We start from the raw sequence: 13,512 nt of genomic DNA on the forward strand, positions 1-13,512 counted from the left end.
TTGACATTTTCTACAACTATTCATTTTCTCTAAAACCTATATTGCTATATACCTGTATGATAGCTTATAGGTATATATTAACATGTATTATTTTCATTAACAACATTGAATTTTGTTAATTTTCTTTATTGTGCTTCCATTTACTTCGATTTTTATAACAGTAAGCGTTTTCCCTTTGTTTTCTATAATTTATTTATCCTTATTTTCCAATTCCTTAACTAAATCTATATGCTCTGTAGTTCCCTCATATTTATTGAGTATCTTATTGAGTATAAATTCCATATCTTCTACGGTGATTGGCTGGGCGGCCTTTGTTAATTCATATCCTAGCTCTCCATTTGGCTCTAGTGTGGCTCGCTTTAAATATCCTATTTTATCTATTCCTTCTTGTCGCATTCTAGAATATAGCTCATCATTTGTAAACCTTAGCTTTTTCATATTTTCCTTATTTATGACACCATCTTTTACTATGACTTTTTCTCTTCCCACAGCAACCTTTTTAAACCCTTTAAAATGATATTCAAAAACTTCAAATAGAATAAGTAAAATAGAAAAAATAATAGCAACGGTTATGGCCTTTTTCACATCTTTATCTGCAAAGGGCTCAACGATTATATCCCCTAAGGAAATAATCAAGATGGTTTGTGAAATAGTCATCTGAGCAATTGATCGTCTGCCAGTTATTCTAAGTAAAATTACTGCTACAATATAAAGAACAATGGGCTTTAATAAAAAGGGCATATAAACAACTCCTATATAAATAGTGATTATTAGCAATATCAAAACTACCTTAAATATTTTCAAGCTTCCTATGAACAATTTGGGGTTAATAATATTATTTTAATTTACTTGTTTTTTATTCCTATTGAATTCCACCCTTGCATACTTGAGGAAATTACATAACGCTTACTTGGCTAAGTCTAATATGGGAATATCCTCATTGATTCAATTGCTTAGGATATAAGAATATTTGATGGTATAGCTTTAAGGATTTTTATAGAAAGTAATTATGGAATTTGCTTACTTAAGAATTTCTAATACCATCAATACACTGATCTATTTCTCCAAGCATTTTTATCTTGACTTATATAGATGATCTATATATAATATATGTAGATCATCTATATATGGAAGGAAGGTAATTATGAAAATTGATAAAAGTTTAGTATCTGGAAGTACAACAATGTTAATCCTCAAACTTTTAAGCAGCGAAGATATGTATGGATATCAAATGATTGAACAACTGGAACTTCGCTCTGAGAATGTCTTCACCCTAAAAGCAGGTACATTGTATCCTCTTCTTCACAAACTAGAACAACAAGGAATCCTGATTTCCTACGAAAAAAAAGCCGAGAATCAGAAGCAGCGTAAATACTATAGTATTACAGATACGGGAAAAGGGCTATTAGATAAAAAGCGTCAGGAATGGTCTACCTATACCGAGGGGGTAAATAAAGTTTTAGGAGGTATTAACTTTGAAACATTCTAATAATAAGGAAAAATTTTTAGATCAAGTTTGTGAATTAGTAAGAGTAAAAAAGATGCATAAGCAAATCAGAAAGGAGCTTAATGATCATATAGAAGACCAAAGAGATGAATACATATCAAGGGGAATGGATAGAGATGAGGCTTTAATTAAATCCATAGAAGATATGGGTGATCCCTTATTAGTTGGCAAAGAGCTAAATGAAGCCCATAAACCCTTAGTAGAGTGGTCTGTATTAATAACCACAGGACTTTTTCTTTTGATAAGTGGTATAATGCAATACATGTTCAGTAATATTGAGTCTATTTCTGGTAATAGTCAAGCAGTATTTTTTAGTAAATTTCTTGTATATGCTCCAATAGGAATTATGATATTTGCTGTGGCATATTTTTTTGATTATACTTTATTAAGGAAATACGCTTGGATACTTTACATATCTTATATATTGCTTATGATAGTAATATTTATGACTTCACCTATGGTATATGGATCAATATTTTATGCATATTATCCTTCGTTATTGTTTATTCCTATTTTTTCAGGCCTAGTATACAGACTTAGCCATATGAAGTATTTAGGAATTCTTCTTTCGGGAATAGTTTGTATGCCAGCATTTATTATAGCCCTTGGAATTCCATCTATTAGCAATACCCTTATATTAATTATTTCATGTTTAGTCATTCTTACTTCAGCAATTAAAAGTGGCTTATTTAGATGTGATACTAAATTAGGACTTAGCTTAGTTTATATACCTACAATCATTACTTTTATCTCAAGTATTTTTATTATGATAGTCCAATCCCCCTATAGATTTAATAGATTATTATCCCTATTTATTTGGACCCAGGATGCTAATGCAGAAGACTATCAAATGGCTATTGTAAGAGAAACTATTCGTAACTCTAGACCCTTTGGTTCCATATCTATTAAAAACAAACCTTTAGAAGCATTACTACCTGGATGGAATAGTGATTTTTCTTTCACCTTTCTAATAGGTAAATTAGGGTATATTCCTGCTATTATAGTAGGTGCTTTGATACTATTTCTTCTATATAGGCTATATAGGATATCTTTGAGTCAAAAAAATATCTTGGGCAAATTACTATCCCTAGGTTGTGTATCCATATTAACCCTACAATTTGTTTGCTCTATTCTATTTAACATAGGATTTTATATTATCATTACTCAAGCTCCTCCATTTTTATCCTATGGCTCCTTAAGCCTTGTCTTTACCATGGGGCTATTGGGATTGATTCTATCCGTATACAGAAGGAGCAATACTGTAGCTAATACCTCACTTAGTCCGGTACTGAAAAATGATATAATTTATATTGATGATGGAAAGCTTATTATTAATTTTAAAAATAAATGGTTTAAAAAGCAAAATCTATAACTATATTTTTATTATAAGTTATCCTTATTTATAAAAAAGGGACTGCCTCAAAATAACTCCTTGAGTCCAGTCCCCTTAATGATTATTATATAGTTAATTATCTTCAATTATTTCTAAATCATTATATTTCATGAATTCTCTAGGGTCTATAAATTCATGTATATCATTCCTATAAACCTTTTCTAGCTTAATTTCATGTATTAGTCCATACTGATCATTATAACTCTCGTATATTAAACCAAAATTCCTTTGATATTTTTGTATTTTAACATATTCTTTATCTTTATAACCCTCTAGGTTTGGTACTACTAGCCGAGTTGTAACTGTTTTATCAGTTACTTCTTGTATACTAACAGTGGCTTTATGGGTTTTAGAAACACCATTCATGGCTAGTTCAACATTGGTGTCCCAATTATTTCCTTCTTTCAAAGGAGTCTTTAGTACCACCATATCATCAATAGTAATCCTATCCGATGTTATTTCAATTTCTTGTTCTTTAATTCTATCTCTAAATTTTCCTTCATGGTCTATGGGGTCACTAACATGGTTCATGATTAATTCAGTACCCTCGTCACTTACTCTTTTGCTTGACAGTTTCTTGTACATATGGATTTTATCAGATAATATATAATCCATATAAGCATTTTCATCTAATTCATAGATATCAATCAAATGACTTTTATCACCACTTATATTTTGCAAGGATTTTTTGTCTATTATCCTATCAATAGTGCTTGTATCTATATCTCCAATTATCTTGTAATTTCTATAACTTGCATCGTCGGGAAATATGTCAAGCATAATATACCCTTCCCCTATTATTTCTATCCTGACCATACTTTCACCGTTATTAAAGCTGACATCATCTATGTTTCCATCATATATAACACCATTACCGATAAAATATCTCCTAACCCTAATTGATTTAATTAGTTTTATTAAGCCTTCTATATCCTCTGTATCCTCTATATTATAATCATATGAAGCTGAATATACTCCACCCCATCTATGTATTTTTACCTCTTCTAGATTAAAAAGGTATTCTTCGCCAATTATGGATATCAGATCACGGGGTTTGAAATGCTGATAGCTTTTAAGGACTATTAAAGCTATTATAATTATAACTACTATTCTTTTGTAGGGAATCTTAAATTTTTTTTCTTCGACCATTGCTAATTCACCCCTATACCCTTAAATATCTTTAAGTAAATCACCCTGCTTCTTAATATCTTAATTAAACACACTTGTTATTCTTATTTTCTTGTACCTTACTAGCAACATATAGGTTCACTAGAGAAAGTGATGCTGCTAAAAAGAATATATATTGTGGTCCCCACAAACTCCATACAATACCTCCTAAACAAGCACAAATAATGGATACTATGTGATCTAGACTGAGTCCTAAGGATAATGTAGGAGTAATATCTGAAGTTTTTACCGCAATTGAACGCAGATAAATAGTCCTAATCATACCCATCTGGGTAGACATTTTATCTACTATAAACAGTGCATATGCACACAATACTGGAAGTCCTATAACTGCTAATTTCCCTGTTGCAAATCCGGCACTCAACAATCCATATATTAAATAAACAAATATAAAGGATAGTGCATCAACGTATAGAAGCTTTTTAAGCCCAAATCTATCGATCCATCTCCCAAGTGCAGGTATAAAAAACATTCCAATAAAGGATCCGATTATGCTTAATATAGCAAGTGTATCAGCCCTTTTATTTAAAATATCAATCAGAACCCATGGCCCATAGACTAACATGATCTGCTTTTGCACACCCCACATAACCACTAAAATATAATAATATTTATATTCTTTTCTAAAAATAAAATTTACTTTTTTACTACTTTTAATGGTTTCTCCCATGAACTTTTCTAAATAGAAAAGTAAAATAAGTACTATCAGTAAAATTGATGCTGCAATAACAAATATCCACTTTATTTTAGTTGTGAAGCTAAAAAATCCAGTTCTAAAGCCTATAAATACCAATACGCTAGAAATCATTGTGAATGTTGTTGTAACTCCCTTGTATTCTCCCATTCTTTTACCAATATTATCATCCTTAATCAGTGACATCCCTATACTGTCTTGAATAGGCATAAACATATGCATTCCACATGAGTTAATAAATATAAAAATCAACATGATACCAAAGGGCGGTGTAATAAAACCCAGTACTGAAATACCTATAATACTTAATATTTGTGCCAACATGGCAATGCGAATATCTGAAAATAAAGATAACGCAGCAATAGCAAATATGACAAGTGCCCCGGGTAATTCCCTTGGGAATTCAATTAATCCCCTTTGGTATGGCGTAACCTGGTAGGCTTCTTTAAAATAATTTGACATTACATTGTTACTAAAACCCAAACCCAACGCAGTAAGAGCAATAATGCAGAAATAAATCATCTGGGTTCTATTGAGTCTTTTAATCCTTTTTAGCATACTGTATTTCCCCTCTTTTATAGCTATATAGTATATGAGTATATAGGTATGTATTTTATTGTGTTCACTCAATAAAATACTACTTTATCACATGAATGTCAACTGTAGATAAACAACATTAAGACTTAAAATATATTAGACTTTGAAGTTGTTTATCTTTAATCATTCTCATTAATAAAGCAGGACTACCTATTAAATCAATAGGATTGGTCCTGCTTTATCATATATATTTCTTAACTTATTTCTTCTGCCTCAATAACTTCTTCAGATTTAGCTACTATTTCTTCATTTATATTACTTTCTTCAAGCTTAGCGATTTCCTTACATGGGCTCTTTTTTAATAATTCTAATAAATTAATTCCTGTGATAGCTTCTACGGTTTCGGGAACCTGAGATATCATATTTGTAACATAGCCAGATACCTTTGATGCCCCCGATGATTTACCCTCACCACCGTTATCAACAATAACAATTTTCTCTGTTTTTGCAAGAGGTTCAGCCATACTCTTAGCTATATCTGGTAATTTCTCAACTAACATCTGTATAACAGCTGCTTCATTATATTGCTTAAATGCCTCGGCCTTTTCAAACATTGCTTCGGCTTCAGCTTTACCTTTTTGTTTGATGACCTCAGCTTCAGCTTGACCTTCCAGTCTTATGGCTTCAGCCTTTGCTTGACCTTCAAGCTTGATCATCTGTGATTTAGCCTCGGATTCCTGTATCACTTTAAACTTATGGGCCTCTGCTTCTAAGGTCATAGCCCTTGATCTAGCTTCAGCTTCTTGTATTTGCTTATATTTTTGAGCTTCGGCTTGCTTTTTAACGCTTGCTTCAAGCTCACGTTCTTTTCTAAGTGCTTCTTTTTCAGCTACTTCCGTTTCTTTATCCTTCTTCAAAAGCTCAACAGCCATTTCGGTTTCAGTTACTTCCTGCTTAACTCTGTTTTCCTCGATGATATAAGCAAGGTCAGCCTTAGCTTTTTCAGTTTCCTGTTCTTTTTTATAGGCTTGAACCTTTAACTCTTTATTTTTATTAAACTCTGCTATTTCAGTTTCCGCTTCGATCCTAGCTTTTTCTCCTTCCTTATTAGCCACAGCAGTATTTATTTTAGAGTGTTTTTCAGCCTCTGCAGTTTGGATGTCCTTTTCAGCCTTTGCGTTTGCTTCAGCAATCTCTGCATCTCTCTTTACCTCTGCAATTCTCTTCTTACCTAGGGCCTTAAGATAACCATTCACGTCGGATATATCTTTTATCGTAAATGCTTTTATTTCTAATCCCATGCTGGCAAGGTCTAGTGCAGCAACCTCTTGAACTTGGGAAGCAAATTTTTCTCTATCCTTATATATTTCTTCCACTGTCATCTTTGAAATGATTTCACGAAGCTTACCTTCAAGAACGTCCTTAGCTGTGGCCTTGATAAAGTTTATAGTATTGGCTTCTTTACCAGTATTAAACTGCTCTACAGCAGAATATATAGATTCTTCATCGGACTTAACTTTTATAACGGTAACTCCATCAACTATTATGTCAACACCTTGTTCTGTTAGTGCCCCTTCAGTACGAACATCAATCTTCATGTTTTCTAGAGAAATTATATCTGTACGTTCAAATAAAGGAATAACCATTCCCCCGCCCCCAGAAATAACTCTCTTTTTCAAACCAGTAACTATCAAAGCCTTATCCTGAGGTACTTTTCTCCACATACTTAAAATACTTACAACTAAAATAATAATTACAGCTACTATAATACCTGGAATAATAAAGTTTGCAATCGGCATAGTAAATCATCCTTTCAACTTTCTATTTTGTTGTATACCCATGTGCTGGATCGTCGGAAAATAACTCTTCACTAGTTGCTACATAGAAAATATTATTCTCTATGGATATAATGACTACCTCACTACCTGTTTCAATAGCCTTTTTGTCTATACTTTTAGCCGGTGAAGAGTATGTATTGCCCTTATTTGCATAGGTAATCTGTCCAAAGGAATTCTCAAATATTTTTGATGTAACCTTTGCAGTTATACCTATTAGGTCTTTTTGTGAAGCCGCGCTAGTATTTTGAGCCTTAAATAATGGTAATACTATTAGCTTATAGATAAGCAATGTAATTGCATAAGCTATGACTAATGAAATAATAAGCCCAATTATTGTAGATAATCCATTTATCGTGGCCATTATTCCTACCCCACCAAATACCGTTATAAAAGAAACAATAGTTACTGGTTTTATTGGCAGGAAGCTTGATATTGAAAAATCCACATCCCCATCAAAATCCAAGGAATCGAATAAATGACCCAAAATCAAAGTAGCTGCAGCATACAAAATTCCTGTTATAAAGGCTATCCTATATATTAGTAACATATATGATCAGTCACCCCCCCTTCCATAATTCCTATTAGCCTATCAGGTATATAGTAAATTTATCATCCATTGTAATTATATTACACTCAAGTTATATTTTAAATGCTATTTATATAATTTAATTTATTTGTAATTATTTAGAAATATTTTACTTGTATTTAACTTGCTTGATTTCAGACATAGAAAAAAGAACTAACCCTTTAATGTTAGCTCCTTTTCTATCTATACATATTCCAGTTAAACGGTTAATTTATACACATCAAAACTCCCTAGAAGCATGGGATATTTTGAGATGTATCAATTAAGTTTAACTTTTGGAACCCTATATATAGCGACTCATTAACATGGTTTTTAAATAATCGATGGAAATAGAAAGGAGAAAGATTTACAATACTTGCTAAGGATTCTATGGTCAATACTTTATCTAAATTATCTTCTATATAATCTTGAACGAAATGTATTGCTCCTTAGGACTTGTTTTACTCATACCCATTCCCCCCCATTAAATACTACTTTATGTAATTATATCATTTTTCTAGTTAATGCAATAAAAAAGCTTTAGACTCATACTAAATATAAAGTCTAAAGCTTTGATCATCTTATTTAATTCTTACTTCATAAACATTTCTATATCTTCATCAACAGTTCCTATTCCACCAATTCCAAAGGTATCAGCCAATACTTTCGCTACATTTGGTGATAAGAATGCCGGTAAAGTTGGTCCTAGGTGGATATTCTTCACCCCAAGGTATAATAATGCTAATAGAACTATTACAGCTTTTTGCTCATACCAAGCTATATTATATGCTATTGGTAATTCATTTATATCATTTAGCTCAAATACTTCCTTAAGCTTAAGGGCTATAACTGCCAATGAATATGAGTCATTACATTGTCCAGCATCTAATACTCTAGGTATTCCGCCTATATCCCCAAGGTTTAACTTATTGTAACGGTATTTAGCACATCCTGCGGTTAATATTACAGTATCCTTAGGTAACTTTTCAGCAAATTCTGTGTAGTAGTCTCTGGATTTCATTCTTCCATCACAACCAGCCATTACAAAGAACTTCTTAATAGCTCCAGTTTTAACTGCATCTACTACTTTATCAGCTAAAGCTAATACTTGGTTATGGGCAAAGCCTCCTACGATCTTACCTGTTTCGATTTCTGTTGGTGAATCCAATTTCTTTGCATGGTCTATAATTTCAGAGAAATCCTTAACGCCCTTTTCATCAGCTACTATATGCTTGCATCCTGGGAATCCTGTTGCCCCAGTAGTATATATTCTTTCTATATGTTCAGCTTTTGGAGGTACTATACAGTTAGTAGTGAATAGTATTGGTCCATTAAATGTTTCAAATTCTTCTTTTTGCTTCCACCATGCATTACCATAGTTTCCTACAAAATGATCGTACTTTTTGAATGCTGGATAGTAATGGGCTGGTAACATCTCACTGTGGGTATATACATCTACTCCAGTACCTTCAGTTTGCTCTAATAATCTCTCTAAATCCTTTAAATCATGGCCTGAAATAAGGATAGCTGGATTATTACGAGTTCCAATATTTACTTCAGTAATTTCTGGGTTTCCATAGGCCCCTGTATTAGCGGCATCCAACATAGCCATTGTATCTACTCCAAATTTTCCAGTTTCAAGTGTAAGTGCCACTAAGTCATCTGCACTTAATGTATCATCTAAAGTAGCTGCAAGTGCCTTTGACATGAATGCATATATTTCAACCTTTTCTTTTCCTAAATTATACGCATGCTCTGCGTATGCAGCCATACCCTTAACTCCATATGTTATTAATTCTCTAAGTGAACGAACATCTTCATTTTCTGTAGCTAATACGCCAACCTCTAGGGATTCTGACTTTGCCTTTATGGCTTCATCTGTGTCAACAGCCCATGTCGCCGCATCATGTAAATTCTCTAGTGATACACCCTGGTTTTTAAGCTCTTGCTTCATTTCTTCTCTTAATGCTAAGCCTTTCTTAATTTCTTCAACAAACATTTCATCATTGAAGTTGGCATTTGTTATAGTCATAAACAATCCATTCATAATAAAATGATCTGCTTTAGGGAATTTTACTCCTATTTTTTTGCCTTGTTGATCTAATAAAGCTATACCCTTTAAAGTGTAAATCATTAAGTCTTGAATATTAGCAACTTTATCTGTTTTACCACAAACTCCCCTTAATGTACATCCCGTTCCCTTTGCGGCTTCTTGACATTGATAACAAAACATACTCATATATAAATCCTCCTTTTAATGTAAAAGTAAAGTAATTTACCTTTATTGTTATGCATATATCATATAACAGTTTGATTTTAATTTCGGTATCCTATGTTACCAAAACAATTTCAAATTGGAGAATTTATTTTAAAAAGAAAGGCTGCAAAACATTTTAGTGCTTGCGGCCTTGAATATAGACTATATGCTTTTTTTTAATCTTTCAATATCAATTATTTTAAAGGATGATTTGTAAAAATCAATTATTCCCTCGTCTTTCATTTTAATCATTTCCCTTGATAGGGATGGTCTAGATACGTTTAGAAATTCAGCTAATTCATTTCGTTTCAAGGATATCATGAAGGTTTGTTCGCTATGCCTATTGTATTGCTCTAATAGATAGGTACTTATCTTTCCCCTTATACTTTTTATGGTCAAGTATTCCATTTTCCTATTAAGTCCTAGGGCTTTTTGAGATACCAAAGTTAGCATATTTTGTATTAGAAACTTGTGTCCTCTACACATTCTTGGACAATTACCAATAATCTTATGGGAGGGTAGAAATATTATTGTACAATTGGTCTGGGCAATAACAGTTGCAGGCCATTTGCCATAATTGGAAAAGGCTATCATTTCACCAAACAAATCACCCTCTTCTAATTTCGCCATAATTATTCTATCTCCAGCAGCATTTTCTTTGGTTACTATCACATTTCCCTCAACTAATATACCAATCCCTGTGAATTCGTCATTTGCTATGGTTACATATTCTTTCTTTTTATATAAAGATATCCTTGGTGATAAACAAATAAGCATATCAATTAGTTCATCATTTTCAATACCTTTAAATAATTTTACTTTTCTTAAAGAATCTATCCATTTTGTGTACATAGAAATCTCCTCATTATAAAAATCATATTTTATGATAAAGGGTTTAATTAAACTATTAGAATATCATAATCATCAAATGCTTTAAGAGCCGTAAAGAATATTGCCAAAATTGCACTAAAATACCTTGCTATTAAAATGGCTATCATTATTGCTATCTGATATTTTATTGCAGTTAAAGGTATAGCTCCCCCTAAAATCTGTCCCGTCATCATCCCGGGTAGGGCCACTAAACCTATTGTTTCTATAGATGCTATTGTGGGATTTATGGAATCTAAAATAGCATTTTTAAAATATGGTCTTAAGGCATCCAGTTTATTTCCACTAAGGCTTAGGGAATAGAAATACTCGTTTTTATTTTGCTTTATTGCCTTGTAGAAATTATTTATACATATAATATTACCCCCTAAGCTATTACCAAGTAGCATTCCCCCAATAGTAATCATATATTGGGCATTAAACAAATTTTCCAGCCTTGTAACAAAAGTATTAAAGAATATCAGCACAATTACATTTGGGATTATAAAGGCTCCAAATAGTGGGATAATAAATTTATTTACATTAAAATTACAGGATTTGATTGCTGAAAAACTAGCAACCACTATCATAAGAACTAAATATACAGAATTTATTAAGGAATTATTTATATTAAATATATGCTGAAGAAATATACCTACCAAACTAAGCTGAATAACCATTCTTCCTATAGAATATAATATTTTCTTGTTTGCTTTAATATTTAACCTATGGTTTATCATAATTATTGGAACTATAAGAAGCAATAAACTAACTATGGATAAATAAGAAATGTCATTTACATTCATATTTTACCACTCCTTTATTTTAACGGCACCATTTTGACTCCAAATAGTATCATGGGATATTATTATAATGGTTTTATCCTGCTTTAAAACATAATCCACTACTATTTCCTTTGTATCTTTATCCAATCCAGAGGCAATTTCATCCAAAAGCCATACTTTTCTATCCATTAGTATACATACAATCAAACCTAGCCTTTGCCTTTCTCCGCCAGAAAGCTGGCTAATTTCTTTATTTATTGTATCTAACGGCAGCTTAAAATAATTGAACATACTTAGAACCTTGTCTTTATCAATTTGTATATGTCCATTATATTTATAGGAAAATACTTCAAGTATAAAATCCCAAACTTTTGTGTTTCTCATATCTACATCTTGACTTACATACCCTATGTTTCTACGAAAATATGGAAGATTGTTCCTATTAAGCATCCTATCATCAAATATTATTTCTCCACTATCAAATTTTTGAAAACCTAAAAGCATTTTCAACAATGTTGATTTTCCTTTTCCCGATGGTGCCTTTAAGAGTACTTTTTCCCCTTCAATAATCCTCATATTAAAATTTTCAAATACTTTCTTATCATCAAAGCTCAAGTTTATATTATTAAACTGGATCAACATCATCACCCTTCTCCTTGACTTCATGGGTCAATTGACTTGCTTTTTCTATTGCTTCCCTTAAAATTTCTTCTCCCAGCTTAGTCGTTCTATAGAGCTTTATTATTCTTCCATCCACATTTTTTTCCCTCTTACTTAATAATCCCTCCCTCTCCATTCGATTTAATAAGGGGTATAAAGTACCAGGGCTAACCCTATACCCATGCCCCTCTAGTTCTTTCATCATCCAAATACCATAAATAGGCTCCTTTTTAGCATGATACAATATATGTATTTCCATAAAACCCAAAAAAAGCTTTCTTAATATTTTATTTTTCATAATTACCTCCGTCCTAGCAAAACTATCATTTAGCGATATCGGTTTTTGATATCTACATTTGATATCTACATTTGATATTGTACCATATAAAAATATTAATAGTCAACTAAATAGGTAAATCCATTGCATAATTATTTTCTAAGAAATCAATCTAAAAAATCCCACCTTCTAGATTATTAGATGGAGAGGGATTTTTTGTTCAACGGATTCAATTATTGATAAAGTCATATATATTACTGAATTTTATTCTTTCACCTTAGTATTTTCTATTATAAACTGTATATTATCCAGCAAGACATAACCATGAGGATAAGTCCTGGCAGCATTATCTGAACCCCCAGCCTATTGTTTTTATAAACATATTCCTTGTCCACTATCCTCTTAAGTGGAGATAATTCGTAGTTTATAAAAAGCATGCCTAGAAATACAAAGAATAGACCTAATGGTATAAATAGTACAAATAATAAACGTATCATTGTTTTCACCTCAAACAGCATTTTTATTATTATTATATCATTCTTTAATTCTAAAAAATAATAAATCCTATGTTCTTAACTCATAATAAAGATATTGAGATTCATTTTAATAGGAGGTTATACACCAATGAAAAAAGCTAGAAAAGAAAGTAAAGAACACATAGAATCCATCAGCACACCCTTAGGCCATATTAAAGTACCTTCTGATATAGCTGAAAAGCCCATAACTGATCAGATTAAGGATTTACTTGATAAGGACAAGTAAAAGCTTAGGTAGATGGGATTCTACGGCTTTTAGTCAGATTTTTGTTTATGATAATCTAAAATTACCCTAGTAAAATAATTGAAACCTCCCCTAGAGGAAATATAAAATATCCCTATGAAACTTCATAGGGAGGCTGAGGGGATGATTAGTTTAGTGGAAAAACAAGAGATAATTTTAGCACA

The 13,512-nt window shown here is 31.8% G+C and carries 14 protein-coding genes; 3 read left to right on the forward strand and 11 right to left on the reverse strand.

From position 1 onward, the window contains the following. Nucleotides 1-189: 189 nt before the first annotated feature. On the reverse strand, nucleotides 190-741 hold the full coding sequence (locus N4A68_05885) for a DUF421 domain-containing protein (GenBank protein ID MCT4563835.1): 552 nt from the start codon (nucleotides 739-741) through the stop codon (nucleotides 190-192). 403 nt (nucleotides 742-1,144) lie between these two features. On the opposite strand from N4A68_05885, the gene N4A68_05890 reads away from it, so the two are divergent. Next, complete coding sequence (locus N4A68_05890; GenBank protein ID MCT4563836.1) at nucleotides 1,145-1,489, forward strand: helix-turn-helix transcriptional regulator; 345 nt, start codon at nucleotides 1,145-1,147, stop codon at nucleotides 1,487-1,489. Beyond that, on the forward strand, nucleotides 1,476-2,879 hold the full coding sequence (locus N4A68_05895; protein MCT4563837.1) for an FtsW/RodA/SpoVE family cell cycle protein: 1,404 nt from the start codon (nucleotides 1,476-1,478) through the stop codon (nucleotides 2,877-2,879). Before N4A68_05890 ends, N4A68_05895 begins: the two co-directional genes overlap by 14 nt. A 93-nt stretch (nucleotides 2,880-2,972) precedes the next feature. On the opposite strand, the gene N4A68_05900 is transcribed toward N4A68_05895, so the two are convergent. From N4A68_05900 to N4A68_05945, 10 genes are all read right to left on the reverse strand, one after another. Next, entirely contained in the window at nucleotides 2,973-4,049 is a 1,077-nt protein-coding gene (locus N4A68_05900) for a hypothetical protein (protein ID MCT4563838.1), read from the reverse strand. 64 nt (nucleotides 4,050-4,113) lie between these two features. Further along, entirely contained in the window at nucleotides 4,114-5,340 is a 1,227-nt protein-coding gene (locus N4A68_05905; protein MCT4563839.1) for an MFS transporter, read from the reverse strand. A gap of 233 nt (nucleotides 5,341-5,573) precedes the next feature. After that, nucleotides 5,574-7,118: an SPFH domain-containing protein gene (locus tag N4A68_05910; protein ID MCT4563840.1), complete on the reverse strand. Its 1,545-nt coding sequence runs from the start codon at nucleotides 7,116-7,118 to the stop codon at nucleotides 5,574-5,576. A 22-nt stretch (nucleotides 7,119-7,140) separates the two neighbouring features. Then, nucleotides 7,141-7,704 carry a hypothetical protein gene (locus N4A68_05915; GenBank protein MCT4563841.1) on the reverse strand — a complete coding sequence of 188 codons (564 nt, stop codon included), beginning with the start codon at nucleotides 7,702-7,704 and terminating at the stop codon, nucleotides 7,141-7,143. 610 nt (nucleotides 7,705-8,314) lie between these two features. Continuing rightward, nucleotides 8,315-9,961 (reverse strand): hydroxylamine reductase, encoded by a 1,647-nt coding sequence (gene hcp, locus N4A68_05920; protein MCT4563842.1) that lies wholly within the window; start codon nucleotides 9,959-9,961, stop codon nucleotides 8,315-8,317. A 180-nt stretch (nucleotides 9,962-10,141) separates the two neighbouring features. Continuing rightward, a complete protein-coding gene (locus N4A68_05925; protein MCT4563843.1) occupies nucleotides 10,142-10,831 on the reverse strand; it encodes a Crp/Fnr family transcriptional regulator in 690 nt (229 codons plus the stop codon). Between the two features lie 47 nt (nucleotides 10,832-10,878). Then, nucleotides 10,879-11,652: an ABC transporter permease gene (locus N4A68_05930; protein MCT4563844.1), complete on the reverse strand. Its 774-nt coding sequence runs from the start codon at nucleotides 11,650-11,652 to the stop codon at nucleotides 10,879-10,881. A gap of 3 nt (nucleotides 11,653-11,655) precedes the next feature. Next, on the reverse strand, nucleotides 11,656-12,276 hold the full coding sequence (locus N4A68_05935) for an ATP-binding cassette domain-containing protein (GenBank protein ID MCT4563845.1): 621 nt from the start codon (nucleotides 12,274-12,276) through the stop codon (nucleotides 11,656-11,658). Further along, nucleotides 12,257-12,589 (reverse strand): PadR family transcriptional regulator, encoded by a 333-nt coding sequence (locus N4A68_05940; protein MCT4563846.1) that lies wholly within the window; start codon nucleotides 12,587-12,589, stop codon nucleotides 12,257-12,259. Before N4A68_05940 ends, N4A68_05935 begins: the two co-directional genes overlap by 20 nt. A 269-nt stretch (nucleotides 12,590-12,858) precedes the next feature. Beyond that, nucleotides 12,859-13,065 carry a hypothetical protein gene (locus tag N4A68_05945; protein ID MCT4563847.1) on the reverse strand — a complete coding sequence of 69 codons (207 nt, stop codon included), beginning with the start codon at nucleotides 13,063-13,065 and terminating at the stop codon, nucleotides 12,859-12,861. Nucleotides 13,066-13,192: 127 nt separating this feature from the next. On the opposite strand from N4A68_05945, the gene N4A68_05950 reads away from it, so the two are divergent. Next, complete coding sequence (locus N4A68_05950; GenBank protein ID MCT4563848.1) at nucleotides 13,193-13,330, forward strand: hypothetical protein; 138 nt, start codon at nucleotides 13,193-13,195, stop codon at nucleotides 13,328-13,330. Nucleotides 13,331-13,512: the final 182 nt, after the last annotated feature.

It is taken from the genome of Maledivibacter sp., assembly GCA_025210375.1.
Classification (GTDB): Bacteria; Bacillota; Clostridia; order Peptostreptococcales; family Caminicellaceae; genus JAOASB01.